11 protein-coding genes are annotated in these 16117 nt (G+C 70.8%); 4 read left to right on the top strand and 7 right to left on the bottom strand.

The window, feature by feature from the left end:
* Positions 1 to 30: 30 nt before the first annotated feature.
* The 5 genes from EBN88_RS09960 to EBN88_RS09935 all read right to left on the bottom strand — a co-directional run bounded on the left by EBN88_RS09960 (position 31) and on the right by EBN88_RS09935 (position 5959).
* On the bottom strand, positions 31 to 711 hold the full coding sequence (locus tag EBN88_RS09960; RefSeq protein ID WP_158621342.1) for a hypothetical protein: 681 nt from the start codon (positions 709 to 711) through the stop codon (positions 31 to 33).
* A 328-nt stretch (positions 712 to 1039) separates the two neighbouring features.
* Positions 1040 to 1558 carry a mycothiol transferase gene (locus EBN88_RS09950; protein WP_122183448.1) on the bottom strand — a complete coding sequence of 173 codons (519 nt, stop codon included), beginning with the start codon at positions 1556 to 1558 and terminating at the stop codon, positions 1040 to 1042.
* 218 nt (positions 1559 to 1776) lie between these two features.
* Positions 1777 to 3075, bottom strand: coding sequence for an SPFH domain-containing protein (locus EBN88_RS09945; RefSeq protein WP_122183447.1), 1299 nt, complete (start codon positions 3073 to 3075; stop codon positions 1777 to 1779).
* On the bottom strand, positions 3072 to 4865 hold the full coding sequence (locus EBN88_RS09940) for an SPFH domain-containing protein (protein ID WP_233580573.1): 1794 nt from the start codon (positions 4863 to 4865) through the stop codon (positions 3072 to 3074). Before EBN88_RS09940 ends, EBN88_RS09945 begins: the two co-directional genes overlap by 4 nt.
* Positions 4866 to 4975: 110 nt before the next feature.
* A complete protein-coding gene (locus EBN88_RS09935) occupies positions 4976 to 5959 on the bottom strand; it encodes an aldo/keto reductase (protein ID WP_122183446.1) in 984 nt (327 codons plus the stop codon).
* Between the two features lie 353 nt (positions 5960 to 6312).
* Between EBN88_RS09935 and EBN88_RS09930 the strand changes: the two genes are divergently transcribed.
* Both EBN88_RS09930 and EBN88_RS09925 read left to right on the top strand, forming a co-directional pair.
* Positions 6313 to 8229, top strand: a complete 1917-nt coding sequence (locus EBN88_RS09930) for a right-handed parallel beta-helix repeat-containing protein (RefSeq protein WP_122183445.1) — start codon at positions 6313 to 6315, stop codon at positions 8227 to 8229.
* Positions 8230 to 8426: 197 nt separating this feature from the next.
* Positions 8427 to 10109 (top strand): glycosyl hydrolase family 28-related protein, encoded by a 1683-nt coding sequence (locus tag EBN88_RS09925; protein WP_122183472.1) that lies wholly within the window; start codon positions 8427 to 8429, stop codon positions 10107 to 10109.
* A 40-nt stretch (positions 10110 to 10149) separates the two neighbouring features.
* Here EBN88_RS09925 and EBN88_RS09920 read toward each other — a convergent pair whose 3' ends face one another.
* Both EBN88_RS09920 and EBN88_RS09915 read right to left on the bottom strand, forming a co-directional pair.
* Positions 10150 to 10353 (bottom strand): hypothetical protein, encoded by a 204-nt coding sequence (locus EBN88_RS09920; RefSeq protein WP_122183444.1) that lies wholly within the window; start codon positions 10351 to 10353, stop codon positions 10150 to 10152.
* A gap of 194 nt (positions 10354 to 10547) precedes the next feature.
* A complete protein-coding gene (locus EBN88_RS09915; protein WP_122183443.1) occupies positions 10548 to 13721 on the bottom strand; it encodes an AfsR/SARP family transcriptional regulator in 3174 nt (1057 codons plus the stop codon).
* 92 nt (positions 13722 to 13813) lie between these two features.
* Between EBN88_RS09915 and EBN88_RS09910 the strand changes: the two genes are divergently transcribed.
* On the top strand, positions 13814 to 14662 hold the full coding sequence (locus EBN88_RS09910; protein WP_147472695.1) for an ATP-binding protein: 849 nt from the start codon (positions 13814 to 13816) through the stop codon (positions 14660 to 14662).
* Complete coding sequence (locus tag EBN88_RS09905) at positions 14578 to 16029, top strand: tetratricopeptide repeat protein (RefSeq protein WP_158621341.1); 1452 nt, start codon at positions 14578 to 14580, stop codon at positions 16027 to 16029. The genes EBN88_RS09910 and EBN88_RS09905 overlap by 85 nt, the downstream gene beginning before the upstream one ends.
* Positions 16030 to 16117 lie beyond the last annotated feature (88 nt).

The raw sequence follows: 16117 nt of genomic DNA, 5'->3' as shown, positions 1-16117 counted from the left end.
CCCGTCTTCCGGATCGCCCGCGCGAAAACGTTACGCCGACTCCTCGTCCCACCGCGGACGGCGGGCTCGGGCCGTGGCGACCAGGGCGTAGCCGACGGCGAGGGTGGTGGCGGCGAGGCCGGCCAGGGCCGGCAGGAAGATCGGGTCGGCCGGCTCCAGGAACGGGTAGATCGAGGCGTCGGCCCGCAGATAGACCACCAGGTAGAGCAGCAGCGCCCCGGCCCAGGTCAGCGGGTACCACCAGCGGGAGGCGCGCTGCCGTCGGCCGACGAAGAGCCACTCGACCAGCGCGGCCAGCGGCGTGAGGAGGTGCTCGAAGAGGGACCAGGTCTCGTCCACGCCGCCGCCCATCGCCGTGAACCAGGTGATCATCACCAGCAGCAGGCTGGCCGCGAGCAGCCCCCGCAGCCAGGAGGTCGGCGGCTCGGGCCGCCCGAGCGCCGCCGCCGTGAGGGTCAGCACCACCACGGCCGAGTAGCCAACGGCGGCGGCCACGCTCGCCAGTTGGCTGAGGCCCAGCAGCGTGCCGCCCTGGGTGGCCCGGTACCCGAGCACGGCGCAGACGACGATCAGCACCCGCCACAGGGTCTCGCCGAGCAGCGTGCCCGCCGGCCGCTCGGCGGCGGTGGCGGCGGCGGTCTGGTGAACGGGCGGTGCCGGGGCGGGTGAGGGCCAGGCACGGGTGGGCAGGGGGTGCGCGTGCTGGGGCATCGGGGGCGGGTCCTTCGGGAGGTGGCGTGAGCCGTCACGCGGACGACCTCGTCCGAGCGTAGGACCCGTCGGCGCGCGGGAGGCGGTGCCCGGCGCCGCTGCGATGGCCTTGTCGAGAAGGGGTTTCGAAGTTGTGACAGGAACGCCCGCGCCGGGACCAGCTAGGCCGTGTCCGTGAAGTCTCGCCGGGCCCGCGACGCCACACGCGGCACCTCGCCGCGTTACCGAATGGGCGCGAATACGGCCAGGTATGAGCTGCGATCCGGCGCCTTGCGACGCACCGCGTCTGACGCCGCGGTCTGATCCGACGAGACTCTACGGACACGGCCTAGGAGTCGTTGTCGCGCAACAGGCCCCGCACATAGGCGGCCTGGCCCACGTGTTGGAGGTCCTCGGCGACCACGCTGACCAGGCGGACGCCCAGCGTCACGGGTGGGTTCCAGCGGTCGTCGACCACCTCGGCGAGGTCGCCGACCTTCACCCGGTTGAGGTAGGCGACGGTCCGCTCGTGGACGGCCTGGTGGTAGCCGACCAGCAGATCGGCGTCCGGCGTCCCCAGGGCCGCCACGTCCTCGGAGCTGTGTCCGAACCCCGTCGCCTCCGGCGGGAACGGCAACGCGAACCGTTCGGACCACCGGTCCCTCGTCCACACCTGGGCCCGCCCGGTCAGCTCCGCGATGTGGTCGTCCTGCACCCGGGTGAGGTGCCACACCAGCCAGCCGATCGGGTTGGCCCTGGGCCCGACGCGGGCGCCGATCTCCTCGGGGGTCAGCCCGGTGACGGTCGCCTCCACCTCCTCCCTGATCCGGTCGAAGGCGTCCACCAGCAGCTCGGTGCTCGCGTTCACGACTGCTCCTCTCGGCGTCGCGCCGGCCCGTCCCGGGCGGCCTCTCCCGCACAGTTACTGCACAGCGAGTGCACAGCGAGTGCACAGCGACTATGGCACCGCGCGCCCCCGCCCGCCCCCGCACACGACGGCGCGCCCCCCGCGTTCCCACGGGAGGCGCGCCGATCAGCGAACGGTGAACGGCCGGCCGGTGGTCGGTCCCCCGCGCCGGCCCCCGGTCAGTCCCCGCGTCGGTCGCCGGGCCGGTCCGCCCGTTCGACCGCGCCCAGCTGGGGCAACAGCTGCGCCGTCAGCAGGGTGGCCAGCGCCGATGAGTCCCCGCCGGCGCCCGCGTCCGTGCGGACCACGACCGGCTGCGGCGCCTTCCCCGCCAGCTCGGCGCCGACGTCCAGCCGCCGCCGGGCCAACTCGTACTGGAGCACCGCCCGGTTGTCGCGGTACGCCTGCGCCAGCCGGCGCTGCGCCCTGGCCTCGTTCTCGGCCGCGATCAGCCCGCTGCGGCCCCGGGTCTCGATCTCGAACCTGACCCGCTGCGCGTTGGTCTCCTGCTTCTCCAACAGCTGCGCGACCTGCTCGCGGGCGTTGTTGAGCGCCGCCTTGACCTCGACGATCCGGGCGTCGCGCACCTTCTTGGCCCGCTCGATGTCCATGCCCAGCGCGTCGATCCGCCGCTTGCGGGTCAGGCCCCACTCCTGGTCGTAGGCCACGCGCTCCTTGGCGACCCGCTCCCGGGTGGCCAGGTGCTGCTGGTACTGCGCGGGCAGCTGCACGTCCGGGATGTTGCAGCCGGTGATCCGCACCCCGTAGCGGGAGAGCTGCCGGTTGAGCAGCTCCTGCATGTCGGCCACGTCCGAGCCGCGCAGGTCGTAGGCGCGCTCGGTGGAGATCTGCCGGGCGCGCTGCCGGATGGCGTCCTGCACCGCGCTGGAGAGCACCAGGTCGAAGTTCCCGGCCCCGATGATCCGGACGAAGAGCACCGCGTCGGTGATGCGGAACTTGAGGAAGAACTCGATCGAGCGCAGCGGCACGTTCTCCCGCGTCGGGCAGGCCATCACCGGCGCCGAGTACGGGATCTCGGTGGAGGTGTCCACCACGAACTCCACCCGCGACCACGGGTGCCACAGGTAGTGGCGGCCCGGGTTGAGGGTGCGGACCACCGCGCCGTAGCGGGTGAGGATGCCGTTGGTGCCCTGCTCGATCTCGACGATCGAGGAGCGCCACCACCACAGCCCGCCGACCAGCAGCAGGAACACGCCGAAGGCGTAGGCGAGGACGGCCAGCGTGTCGTAGGCGAGGTCGCCGGCGCCCGAGCTGTCCTGGGCGGCCAGCATCAGGCCGACGAGCATCGAGAAGACGCCCACCCACAGCGGCGCCATCCAGCCGAGGCGACGCCGGTGGCGCGGGATGATGACCGGGGTCAACGTCCCGGCCTCGCCGCCGCGCAGCAGCTGCGCCACGTCGCTCCAGGGGGCCACCGCCTCGGCGATGACCGAACGGTTCGCGCGCGGTGTGCTCACGCCTGGCCCTCCTCGTCGTATCCGTCCTCGAACTGGCCGAGGCCCCTCGGCGTGCGCGGATCGTCGGCGCGGCCGCCCGGCGCGGGCCCGGCCGGCTCCCCAACGGCCGGTCCCGCCTGGGAGTTGGCGGAGCCGACGCCATCACCGAAGCCGCCACCGTCCGCAGCCCCGCCACCGTCCCCGGCCCCGGCGCCGTCCCCGACCGGCGCCGGAACGGTCGGCCGGTCGGCCTCCCGCAGCGCCTCGATCTCGGCCTGCCGGCCCGCGATCCGCTCGGCCACCTCGGGCAGCCTGGCCCGCACCGCCGCCATGTCCTCCGGCGTGAACAGCTCGGCGCCGCGCTCGCCCACCAACTGCCGGGCCAGCGCCAGGAAGTCGACGCCGGTGGTGCCGTCGCCGTCCCGCTCCGCGCCGATCCGCACCAGGCGCGGCAGGTGGTCCGCCACCTGCTCCAGGGTGTCCAACACCTGCTGCTGGTAGCGGTACTCCAGGATCTCCGGCGCCTCGGCCGCCGTCACCGCGCGGATGTCCAGCGCCTGGGCCTCCAGCAGCGCCGCGTTGGCCCGCGCCTCGGACTCGGCCATGACATAGCGCTCGCGCGCCAGCGCCTCCGCCCGGTTGGTCTCCCGCTCCACGGCCGTGTCCATCTGCGCCTGGTACTGCGCGATGTCGGCCTGGATCGCGGAGAGTTCCTCCTGGCGGGTCGCCAACTCCTTGGTCAGGTCGCCCTCGTCCTGCTCCTTGCGGAGCTGGAGCGCGTACTCGTGGGTGTAGGCCTCCTTGGCCACCCGCACCATCTCGGGCGCCGCCAGGTCCATGCGGTAGCCACGGTCGCTGGGCTCGGCATGGGTGATGTTGGCGTTGGTCAGCGCGACGGCCGGCAGGAACTGCTGGTTGAGCTGCTCCAGCAGCCGGCCGGTGTCCTCGCCGACCATGTTGTAGATGCCGGCGGCCTCCTGCTCGTAGATGAGGCTGCGGATGGTCTCGCTCACCGCGTTGTTGAGCTTCTCCTGGAAACCGCGCACCGCGCCGAGCGTGTAGACGAATTCCACCGGGTCGCTGATTCGGAACTGGATGAAGAGGTCGATCGACGCCTTGACCCCGCTGCGCGTCGGGGCCTCACGGACCGGCGCGTTGAACGGGTACTCCCGCGTCGTGTTGATGATGTACGAAACCCGCTTCCACGGATTGAGCAGAATGATCCGGCCGGGGCCGACGACCTGTTCCAGCTTTCCGAAACGGGTGATCAGCGCGGCGCAGCCGTCCGGCACCATCACCATGCCCTGGCGCCACCACACGAAGCCGAACGCCAACACCACCATCACCCACGAGTGCGCCCCGAAGAGCGGGTTGGTGACCACGCTGTCCGTGGTGGCGCCGACGATCACCGTGCCGACGGCGACCGCGACCGTCAGCAGCAGCACCGGAAACATGCTGAGCAGCGAACGGCCGCGCGGAATGACCATCGGGCAGATGACATGGACCTTGTTCATGCCCTCCCGGCGCTGCTCGCTCCGGTTGAGCGCCTCGCCGGCGTCGTCCAGGGGAACGGTCTTCTGTTCCATGACGGTGTCGGTTCCGGCGCCGCCCTGGTCCTTGGCCGCCGGAAAGTCGTTGGGGTCCATTCCGTCGTCCCGACCGGCGGCCGTCTCGCCCGACGTCGCCTGGGATTCCCCGCCGGCCAGCCGGTTTTGCAGTTCCTCCTGAACCGCGGCCCTGGGATCGGTCCCCTCGGTCACCGCCCGCGCGATTCTTCTCACGCTCTGGGTTCGCGCCACGAATCCCCCCATCGTCCGTATTTCTCTGTCGTGCGTGCGCGGGTCATTGGACACCCTGACCTGCGGGAGGGAAAGGCGGGGGCGGGAATCGTTACAGGGTTATAGCCGAGGGCGCCGCGCGCTCAGCGCAGCGGGACCTCGACGCCGGCCACGGCGTGTGGGGTGTAGGGCTCGTTGAGTCGTTCGATCTCCTTCTCGGTGAGGGTCAGCTCGGTGGCGGCGACGGCGTCCTCGATGTGGCGGGCGGCGGTGGCGCCGACGATGGGCGCGGTGACGGTGGGGTTGGCCAGCAGCCAGGCCAACGCGACGCGCGCGGGCGGCACTTCGCGCCGTTCGGCGATCTCCAGCACCCGTTCGACGATCAGCCGGTCGCCCGGCTGGTAGAGGACGCCGGTCATCACGTCGGTGGCGGAACGGGCGGTGCTCTCGTCCCAGGGGCGGGTCAGGCGGCCGCGCGCGAGTGGGGACCACGGGATGACGCCCACGCCCTGGTCGGCGCAGAGCGGCAGCATCTCGCGTTCCTCCTCGCGGTAGATGAGGTTGTAGTGGTTCTGCATGGACACGAACCGCGTCCAGCCGTTCCGCTCCGCGACCTGCTGCGCCTTGGCGAACTGCCAGGCCCACATGGAGGAAGCACCGATATAACGGGCCTTGCCGGCCTTCACCACGTCGTGGAGGGCCTCCATGGTCTCCTCGATCGGGGTGTCGGGGTCGAAGCGGTGGATCTGGTACAGGTCGACGTGGTCGGTGCCCAGCCGGCGCAGGCTGTGGTCGATCTCGCTGAGGATCGCCTTCCGCGACAGGCCGGCGCCGTTGGGCCCGGGGCGCGTCCGGCCGAAGACCTTGGTCGCGATGACCACCTCGTCCCGGCGGGCGAAGTCCGCCAGCGCGCGGCCGGTGATCTCCTCGCTGGTGCCGTCGGAGTAGACGTTGGCCGTGTCGAAGAACGTGATCCCGGCCTCGATGGCCTGCCGGATCAGCGGCCGGCTGGTCTCCTCGTCCAACGACCAGGGATGCGCGCCGCGTTCGGGCACCCCGAAGCTCATGCAGCCCAGACAGATCTCGGAGACCTCCAGGCCCGTCGCGCCAAGTCGCGTGTACCGCACAGCACCCTCCCGTGATCGACTCGCCGATCGACTCGCTTGATCGCTCCCGGCGTTGAGGGCGCCCACGCTAGAGGGTTGGAGCCCACACGAGGCGAATGGCGTGCCCCCGCCGCGTCCGCGCCGCGCGGCGTGTGACCACGCGTCCCTGCGCGAACCGTTGACAAACCCATGACATCCGCGAAAACTCTGACCGCAGAACGCAAGAGATCGACGAACACAACTCAATTACTTGCGACCGTTCCGCAAGTTCGCGGCAGTTCGCCGGCGGGTCCCCCTCGCCCGCCTCGACACCCCCGGGGCCCACACCGACCCGGGCGCACTCTCTGTCGTCCCCCACAGAACAGAGGACACCCATGAAAAGGAAGCAACGCGGCTGGCGTCTGGTCAGCGGCGTGTCCCTGGCCGGCCTGGTAGCGGTGGGGCTGGTCCCGCTCACCGCCAACGCCTCCGAGGACGCCCCGCCCGGGCCGGCCGGTGACGCCACCGAGGTCAGCCCGGCGGCCGAGGCGAGCGGCGCCACGCTCCCGTATGTCGAGTACGAGGCGGAGGACGCCGACTACCAGGGGACCCTGCTGGAGGCCGACCCCGAACGGACCTTCGGCCACACCAACTTCGGCACCGAGTCCTCGGGCCGCCAGTCCGTGCGGCTCGACGCGACCGGCGACTATGTCGAGTTCACCTCGACCAACGCCTCGAACTCCATCGTGGTCCGCAACTCCATCCCGGACGCCCCGGGCGGCGGCGGCATCGAGGAGACCCTCAGCCTTTATGTCAACGACACCTTCGTCGAGAAGCTGACCCTCTCCTCCAAGCACAGCTGGCTCTACGGCACCACCGACGACCCCGAGGGCCTGACCAACACCCCCGGCGGCGACGCCCGCCGCCTCTTCGACGAGTCGCACCTGCTGCTCGACGAGACCTATCCGGCCGGCTCCACGTTCCGGCTCCAGCGGGACGCGGACGACGCCGCCGAGTTCTACATCGTCGACCTGATCGACCTGGAGGAGGTCGCGCCGCCCGCCGAGCAGCCCGCCGAGTGCACCTCGATCACCGAGTACGGCGCGGTGCCGAACGACGGCGAGGACGACACCGAGGCGCTCCAGGCCGCCGTCACCGCCGACCAGAACGGCGAGATCGAGTGCGTGTGGATTCCCGAGGGCCAGTGGCGGCAGGAGCAGAAGATCCTGACCGACGACCCGGAGGACCGTGGCCAGTACAACCAGGTCGGCATCCGCGACGTGGACGTCAGGGGCGCCGGCATGTGGCACTCCCAGCTCTACTCGCTGATCCCGCCGCACGAGGCGGGCGGGATCAACCACCCGCACGAGGGCAACTTCGGCTTCGACATCGACTCCAACACCCAGATCTCGGACATCGCGATCTTCGGCTCCGGCACCATCAGGGGCAACAACGCCGACCAGGAGGGCGGCGTCGGCCTCAACGGCCGGTTCGGCGAGGGCACCTCGATCAACCGGGTCTGGATCGAGCACGCCAACGTGGGCGTCTGGGTCGGCCGCGACCTGGACAACATCCCCGAGCTGTGGGGCCCGGCCGACGGCCTGGAGTTCAACGACGTCCGCATCCGCAACACCTACGCGGACGGCATCAACTTCACCAACGGCACCCGCAACTCCTCGGTGACCAACTCCTCGTTCCGGAACACCGGCGACGACGCGCTGGCGATCTGGGCCAACCCGAGGGTGCAGGACCCCAACGTCGACATCACCCACAGCAACACGTTCGCCAACAACACCATCCAGCTGCCCTGGCGGGCCAACGGCGTGGCGATCTACGGCGGTTACGGCAACACCGTCGAGGGCAACGAGATCTCGGACACCATGAACTACCCCGGGATCATGCTGGCCACCGACCACGACCCGCTGCCGTTCTCCGGCGAGACCCTGATCTCGGGCAACACGCTGCACCGCACCGGCGGCGCGTTCTGGGGCGAGGCGCAGGAGTTCGGCGCGATCACCCTCTTCGCGGCGGGCAAGGACATCACGGGCGTCACCATCGAGGACACCGAGATCTACGACTCCACCTATGACGGCATCCAGTTCAAGTCGGGTGGCGGCGCGGTGCCCGAGGTGGAGATCTCCAACGTGACCATCGACGGCTCCCTCAACGGCGCCGGCATCCTGGCCATGGGCGGGGCGCGCGGCAGCGCCAACCTCAGCAACGTCACCATCAGCAACATGGCCGACGGCGACGTGGTGGTCGAGCCCGGCTCCCAGTTCGTGATCAACGGCGGTCCGGGCGGCGAGGAGTGACATCGGGTCGGATGCGGTGACCACGGGCCGGGGGAGGCCGCGCTCTGCCTCCCCCGGGCCTCCGCGCTGCTTCGGACGGGCGGCCTTCCGGGAGAGTTCCGGGAGGCCGCCCGTCTTCCGTCGTCCGGCCGGGCATGTCATCCTCGCGGGAATCAAGGACACGTACCTGAAATGTGTTCACATACATGGAGGTTGAGATGCCGGGCATCAGCCGCCGCACCCTGCTCGGCGGAGCCGCTTCCCTCACCGCCGCCGTGGGTGTCGGCGCCATGACCAGCGTGGGGGCCAGGGCCCTGGGCGCGGGCGCCGTCGGATCGACCGACGCCGCCGCGCTGTGGGCCGAGTACGTCGCCGACCCCTACCGCCATCCGCAGATTCCGTATGTGGGACGGGCCGGCGCCTTCGGCGGCGCCCGCGAGCTGCCCCGGCCCGACGTCGTCGCCAACGCGCTGGACTTCGGCGCCGACCCCGAGGGCGCCGCCGACGCGGCGCCCGCCATCCAGGCGGCGCTCGACGCGGCGGCCGAGGCGGGCGGCGGCGCGGTGCTGCTGCCGGCGGGCCACTACCGGATCGACGGGCTCCTCCACATCGGCGCCGACGGCGTGGTGCTGCGCGGCGAGGGCAGCGGGGTCACCGTCATCGAGGCGACCCGCCACCTCACCGACCTCATCGGCCCCTACGGCAGCCGCTACGGCGGGGACAAGTCCAGCTGGTCCTGGGCCGGTGGCCTCATCTGGCTGTGCCCGACGGCCCGTTGGCAGTCGCTGACCGACGCCATCCGCGCCCAGGACTGGCCGTTCGAGGGCTGGACCGGCAACGTCCGCGACGCGTTCGAGCCGTTGACCGCGCTCGGCCCGGCCGCGCGCGGCGACTGGACCGTGCCGGTCGCCGACACCTCGGGGCTGGCCGAGGGCGACCGGGTGCTGCTGCGGCTGTCCGACGACGCCGACCACACCCTGCTCGCCCACCTGTCGGGCGAGGTGCCGGGCACCGCCGACTACGACTGGGGCTCGTGCACCAAGCTGACCAGCTACGTTCCCCACGAGTGGCCCTGCCAACTGGCCGCCGTGGACCACGGGTCGGGGACCGTCACCCTGGACCGGCCGCTGCCGCTGGACGCCAGGCCCGAGTGGGAGCCGCACCTCACCACGCTGGTCACCCCGTTGGTCGGCGCCGGAGTCGAGGGACTGACCCTGCGCTGCCCGGAGGTGCCGCTGTCCGAGCACCTGCTCGACCCGGGGTTCAACGGGGTGGCGCTCCAGTGCGCCTGGGACTGCTGGGTGGACGACGTCGAGGTCACCCACACCGACAACGGCTTCCTGCTGGTCGCGGCGAAGGGCTGCACCCTGCGCCGCACCACGGTCTCCGGGCGCGGCAGCCACCACCCCTACGCCTGCCGCGAGGGGTCCCACGACAACCTCGTCGAGGACTTCACCCTTCACGCGGCCACATCTCCGGCGCCGCCGGGGACCGCGCTCCACGGCATCAACGTCGAGGGGCTGTCCAGCCACAACGTCTGGTCGCGCGGCACGATGGAGATGGGCACCTTCGACTCCCACCGGGGCTCGCCGTTCGCCAACGTCCGCACGGAGATCGTCGTCAACAACAACGGCGCCCACGGCGGCGACGCCACGGCCGGCCCGCTCTTCGGCGCCCGCTTCACCCACTGGAACGTCACGGTGACCAACGGCCGTGCCGGCATGATCAGGATCGACGAACTGGCGCCGTACAGCGCCACGGTGGCCATCAGCGAGGTCGAGGAGTTCGGCCAGATCGACCAGCCCGACTTCCCGGGCGAACTCCACACCCGCCTGGAGTCCTACGGCACTCCCTCGGCCGCCGACCCGGTCAACCTGTACGAGGCCCAGCGGGAGGTGTGACGACGGGCGGCCCCCCTCGGGGTGGCCGCCCGTCCGTCGCTCAGGCGATGACCCGCTCCGCCCCGCCCTGGAACCCGCCCTCGGCGGGCGGGGCGTATCGGTCGACGTAGACCATGATGATTTCGGCCTTCGTTATCCAGCTGTCGTCGTTGCGAGCCTCATTTGCGACCACGACTGCGGCGCATATGCCGAGCATGACGATCGTGACGAAGGCGGCGACGGGACGGCTGACGGAAAATGGCACAGGTGCTCCGGGAAACGAAAAGGGGCATGTTTGCGTCGGGGACCCGGATGGTCAAAGCCCGACTGCGCGGTGATACTAGCTGAACTGTTTGCGGGGTGCCGAAGTCACTGGCTCCGTCGGGCCATTGGATTAGCCTCGCCGTCCTTAGCGCGGCTTTCATGCTTATTCTCTGAACATGAGGTTCAGTGAATTGGCTACGGCACGTCCGACGGTCGCGATTCCGCGCCGAGTTGGTGCATGAGCGCCCGGGCGCGCGCCCGGAGGTGGGCCGCGCGGTCCGTCTCGCCCCGTGACTCGTGTAGTTCGGCGAGCACCTCCCGCGTCTCCACCTCGACAAAGCCCAACTTCAGCTCGCGCGCCACCTTCAGGGACTGGTGGAGGTGGCCGGCGGCCTCCTCGTGCCGCCCGGCCAGCGCCTCGGCGTGGCCCAGCTCCCTGAGGGCTCGCGCCTCCTCGACGCCAGCGTCCAGGCTCCGGGCCAGGTCAAGGGCCGCGCGGTGGTGCGGAACAGCCTCCACCGGGCGTCCGAGTGCGGTCAGGGCACGGCCGATGCCGATCAAAGCGGCCGACTCCTTGTGCTGCTCCTCCAGGGAGCGAAACACCGGCAGCGCCTCCTGATAGAGGGAAAGCGCGGAAGAAGCATCCCCCGCTTTCTGTAAGGCGTCGGCGAGATTGACCTTCAGAACCATTCTCTCGTCGAGCCTGCCGCCGTTCTCCGAAATCTCCAGTGCCTGCCGGAGAGAGGCGATGGCCTCGGCGTGGAAATTTCTCTTGTGCTGGATGAGTCCTATATTGCTCAGGGCCATGTACATTCCCCTCGCGTCGCCGGCGGAACGGGCCCCGTTGAGTGCCTCGCGAAAGGTCGTCAGGGCCGCCCCCAGTTCCCCGGCGTGCAGTTGGATGGCGCCGAGGAGATTAATGGCCCGGGTGCGCTGACGAAGATCGGAATGGCGTTGCCGCAGCGGGATCAGGCGTCGCATGAGGGGCAGGGCCTCCCGGTGGCGGCCCGTCTCGTGGTGGGTGATCGCCATGCGTTGGAGGGCCTCCAACAGGGCGTCACGATCGGCGTGTTGCTCGGCGAGTTGGAGGGCGCGGCGGGCGGCGCTGAGGCTCTCGGCGTAGTGGCCGGTGCGCGCGGTGGCGGAGCTGAGGTCCAACAGGGCCCGGGCCTCGGCGCGTGGTGCGTTCTGCTCGCTCCAGTAGGCGACCGCTGCGCGCAGCGGGGCCGCGCCCGACCGCGAGTGGCGCCCGTCGGCGTCGAGGAAGCCGGCGAGCACGTGGCTGAGCAGGGCCGATCGACGTCGGTCCCCGTTGTCGTCGAGGTGTTCGCGCAGGGCGAGGAGGTTCTCGATCTCCGTGCGGAACCACCGTTCGGGCTCCGAGGGGTTCAGCCAGCCCGCGAGTTCGACCGGCGGGGCGGCGTCCACGTCGATGCGGACCCGGTGCGGGTAGGCGAGCCGGTCCGCCCGGTCGGCGACCGCCACATAGGCGTCGGCCAGCCGGTCGCGCGCCGCCCGGGAGAGCTCCGGGGCCAGCTCGGAACGGGCGAGGACCTGGGCGAACTCCCTGAGGAGATCGTGCAGCGCGAACCGGCCGGAAGGGCCCTCTCCGACGAGGTGAACATAGAAAAGGATCTCCAGTTCGCTCTCGACATCGCCGGGTGTGTATCCGGTGAGCGCCGCGACCGCATGTGGCCCGAACTCGCGTCCGACGAGTAACCCCAGGTGTCGGAAGACGCGTTGCCCGGATTCCGAGAGAGCCTGATAGGACAGCTCGAACGCGGCGGCCACCGCCCGGGTTCCGTCGCGAATCTCGTGAAGGATGCCACGTCCGTGTGAGAGACGTGAGGTGAGTTCCTCGATCGACCAACTGGGGCGGGTGAGAAAACGTGCGGCGACGATGTCGAGGGCGAGCGGGAGACAGCCGGTCAGGCGCGCGATCCTCGCAATCTCACTCGGGTTGGCGGCCCGCCCTCGAATGCGTTCCCGGAACAGCGCGACGGCCTCACGTTCGGACAGCGCGTCGAGGGAGTGGGAGTGAAGTCCGGGAATCGTCGCCAGACGGTGTCGACTCGTCACTATCACAAGGGAGTTGGTGGCCCCGGGCAGCAGGGAGAGAACCTGCTCGGGCCCGGCCGCGTTGTCGAGGAGCAGCAGCACCCGACGTCGGGCGAGCACCGTGCGCCAGACGGTGACGAGCTGGTCCTCGTCCTTTGGCACCTTGCCCAGCCTGCGCAACAGCTCGCTCAGGATGTGCGCGGTGCTCAGCGGGGCCTGTTGCCGGTCGTGGCCGCGCAGGTCGATCATCAGGCGGCCGTCGGGGTAGTGCTCCTTGAGCCGGTGCGCGACATGGACGGCCATGGCGGTCTTGCCTGCCCCCGCCATGCCGTCGATGCCCACCATGACGGGCCCCCGGAGGTCGCCCTTCCTTCGCCGGTCGAGTTCCGCGAGGATCGCGCGCACCTCGCTCTGGCGGCCTGTGTAGTCGATGTCCGGCGGCAGGTCGTCCGGCCCCGGGGGCCTGCGCACGACCGTGGGATCGGCGGCGGGGGTGTAGCCCAGGGCGGTCAGCAGCTCCTCGGGGGACGTCCGGTTCGCGATCGCCTGTCGCACATGGCGCAGGCGGGCCCCGATGTCGACGCCCATCTCGTTGCGTAACTCCCGCCGCACGCGTTCCACCTCGCGATCGGCGTCGGAGACGCGGCCCGCGCTGTAGAGCGCGAGGGCCAGGTGCTCCACGAGGTGCTCGTCGGTGGGGTGTTGACGGGAGAGCGTCCACAGTTCGGCTATCGCGTCGCCGTGGTGGCGCAGTTGCAGCGCGATGCCCGCGCGGGTCAGTGCCGCATAGAGTCGTCGCTGGGCGAGGATCTCCCGGGCCTCGTGGGCCCACGAACTGTTGAGCCCGGTGAGCGGTTCCCCCCTCCAGAGCGCCTCGGCCTCCTGGAGGTGGGCCTCGGCCTCGCGCAGTTGGCTCTGGTCGGCGTGGGCGCGGGCCCGGGCCGTGAGGTCGAGATAGCGATGAACGTCTACGGTGTGGGGTGGGGTGTCCAGGGTGTAGGCGTGCGAGCGGGTGTGAATGCTCGGCGCCGTAGGGCCGGGGCACTCGCGAAATGCCCTGCGAATGCGCGCAATATGAACGTGAAGGTTGTTGCGGGCGCGTTCCGGTGGGGAGTCCCAGACCCTTTCGATCAGCGTCTCGATGCTGACCCTGCTGCCGACATCCCAGGCGAGCGCCGCGAGGACCAGGGAGTCCTGGGGTGAGGGCAGGGCACTCGGGCGGTCGTCGACCAGAAGTTCGACGGGGCCGAGCAGCTGTATGCGGAACTCCACCAGCGCCTCCCGCCGGTCGAACCCTTTTGTTGCGAGCATGGCATGTCGCGAACTCTGTGAGCTAGTCCACACTGAAATGACGGCGCGAATTCTTCACTCTGGTGTTCGGCGAACAGGTGAGCGTTTGTGGGATGCGTAGTGCGTTCTACCAGGGGGTAGAAAAAGGTCGGTCCGGTCGCGGTGCGGCCTGCGCCGACCAACTGCCGTCCCGCGAGGGGGGTGTGACGGACGTGATGCGCGAGCAGGACTGGTTCGACGCGCTGGAATCGGCCATATCCCGAGCCGTGGAAGCGGGCGACCGGGAGGCGAGGGGCGCGGGGGAGCGAAGCCGGTCCGTGCGGGTTCAGCTCACGGGGCACCCCGAGGTACTGGCCCTCTGGGAACAGGTGTTGACGGGGCGCGAGGCGACGGGGAAGGAAGGGCTGGCGCGCCGGTTGGCCGGACTCGCGGTGCGTGACGAGGGGGTGCGTCGGGCGCTGGCCGGCTGGCTGGACCCGTCGCGTGACGCCAGCATGGAGCCCGTGCACCACACCAATTCGCTGAGCGACTCGGCCCAGGTTCTCGGCCCCAACGTTCAGGCTCGGGACATCCACGGTGGGATACACCTGCACGGACTGCCGTCACCGCTCGGGGACAGGCCACCCGTCCCGCGCCAACTGCCGCCCTACTCAGCCAACTTCGTCGGTCGTGAGGCCGAGCTTCGTGCCCTGGAGGAGTGCAGGGCCTCGGCGCCGGGAGGCTCACCCCGCCTGGTCGTGGTGACCGGCCCGCCGGGCATCGGCAAGACCACACTGGTCACCAGGTGGTTGGCGCAGGTCGCCGACGAGTTCGTGGACGGCCAGCTCTTCGCCGACCTGGGCGCCTACGGGCCCGCCGGCCCCGTCTCGCGCGCGAGGTGCTGGAACACTTCCTCCGGGCGTTGGGCGCGACCTCGGTCCCTGAGGGCCTGGCCGAGCGCTCGGCCCTGTGGCGGTCGATGACCACCGACTGCCGGTTGGCGGTCCTCCTCGACGACGGGCTGTCGGCGGCCCAGATCAGACCCCTGCTCCCGGCCTCCGGCGACTGTCTGGTGGTCACGACCAGCCGACGGCAGCTGACCGGGTTGCTCATGGACGGAGCCGTCGTCCACCAGTTGGAGACGCTGGCCCCGGAGGCCGCGCTGGAGCTGCTGGCACGCGGGGGAGGCGGCGCGCGCGTCAGGGACGACGCCGTGGCGGCGCGGGACGTCGTGCGGCTCTGCGCCTATCTGCCGCTCGCGGTCAGCCTGGCGGCGGCTCATCTGGCGGTGCGCCCACGGCAGCCGCTGTCCGCGATGGCCGAGCAACTGGCGGACGACCAAGCCCTGTTCGACAACCTCACGGTCGACGGTGAGGACGCGATCCGGGCCGCGATCGACGCCTCCTACCGGCTGCTGTCCGACGGGGCGCGGTCGCTGTACCGGGCGGCCGGGCTGCTGCCGGTCGCCCGTCTCGAACTCCCCATGGTCGCCTCGGCGGTTGGCGGGACCGTGGCACGCACCGGCCTCGCCCTGGACCGACTGGTGGAGTCGAACCTCCTGCACCATCTGGGCGGTGACGTCTACCGCTTCCACGATCTCGTGCGCTCCCACGCCAGGGAACGCGCGCTGGCCGAGGAGGACCAGCCCGACCGGGACGTGGTCCTCCGGCGCTTCGCCGAGTGGTGCCTGGCGATGACGGCGGCGGCGCAACGCGTGCTGACGCCCCAGCACGTCGACCCCGAGCGGGAACATCTCCACCCACCCACGGCGCTTGTGCCCTTCACCACCAAGCAGGCCGCGCTGGCCTGGCTCGGCGCGGAGCGCGGCACGCTCATGGGCGTGGTGCGGAGCAGCTTCGAGGCCGGCTGGTTCGACCTCTGCTGGCAGCTGGTGGACGCCATGCTGCCGTTCTTCTTCCGGTTCCGTCCCGCACAGGAGTGGATCGAGGCCCACGAACTCGGCGCTGAGGCCGCCCGGCGCATCGGGCACCGGCAGGGTCTCAGCCGCATGTTGATCACCGGTGGGGGAGGGCTGCGCAATGCCGGTCGGTACGAGGAGTCGGCGCGCTGGTACGAGGAGGCCGCCGAGGTCGCGCGAGCGAACGGGGACCGCTTGCAGCGGGCCAGGGCGCTCCACGGCCTGGGCAACACCTGGATCTGGATGGGGCGGCTGCCGGAGGCCAGGGAGACCCTGCGCCGGGCGCTGGAGGAACGGGCGGCCGTCGGGTACCGACGCGGGGTGGCGCTGAGCCGGGTCTCGTTGGGCGAGATCGCGATCCGGCTCGGCGAGTACCGCGAGGCCATGCGTGAACTAGGTTCTTTCGTTTGGATCATCGTGCGGACCAGATGAAGATGCCTGCGATGTGGAGTCCGGCGAGGTAGATGGTTGCGGTTTTGTCGTAGCGGGTGGCGAGGCCGCGCCAGTGTTTGATGCGGTT

The sequence above is a fragment of the Streptomyces triticirhizae genome, assembly GCF_003696235.1.
Classification (GTDB): Bacteria; Actinomycetota; Actinomycetes; order Streptomycetales; family Streptomycetaceae; genus Streptomyces; species Streptomyces triticirhizae.
The sequence above is the reverse complement of the archived record's forward strand: the minus strand, read 5'-3'. Positions and strand labels throughout refer to the sequence as shown.

What these genes read in the sequence shown, in the direction of transcription:
- EBN88_RS09960 (WP_158621342.1), bottom strand. Translation starts at nt 711, where the DNA reads ATGCCCCAGCACGCGCACCCCCTGCCCACCCGTGCCTGGCCCTCACCC.
- EBN88_RS09925 (WP_122183472.1), top strand. Translation starts at nt 8,427, where the DNA reads ATGCCGGGCATCAGCCGCCGCACCCTGCTCGGCGGAGCCGCTTCCCTC.
- EBN88_RS09910 (WP_147472695.1), top strand. Translation starts at nt 13,814, where the DNA reads ATGCGTAGTGCGTTCTACCAGGGGGTAGAAAAAGGTCGGTCCGGTCGC.
- EBN88_RS09940 (WP_233580573.1), bottom strand. Translation starts at nt 4,865, where the DNA reads ATGGGGGGATTCGTGGCGCGAACCCAGAGCGTGAGAAGAATCGCGCGG.
- EBN88_RS09930 (WP_122183445.1), top strand. Translation starts at nt 6,313, where the DNA reads ATGAAAAGGAAGCAACGCGGCTGGCGTCTGGTCAGCGGCGTGTCCCTG.
- EBN88_RS09915 (WP_122183443.1), bottom strand. Translation starts at nt 13,721, where the DNA reads ATGCTCGCAACAAAAGGGTTCGACCGGCGGGAGGCGCTGGTGGAGTTC.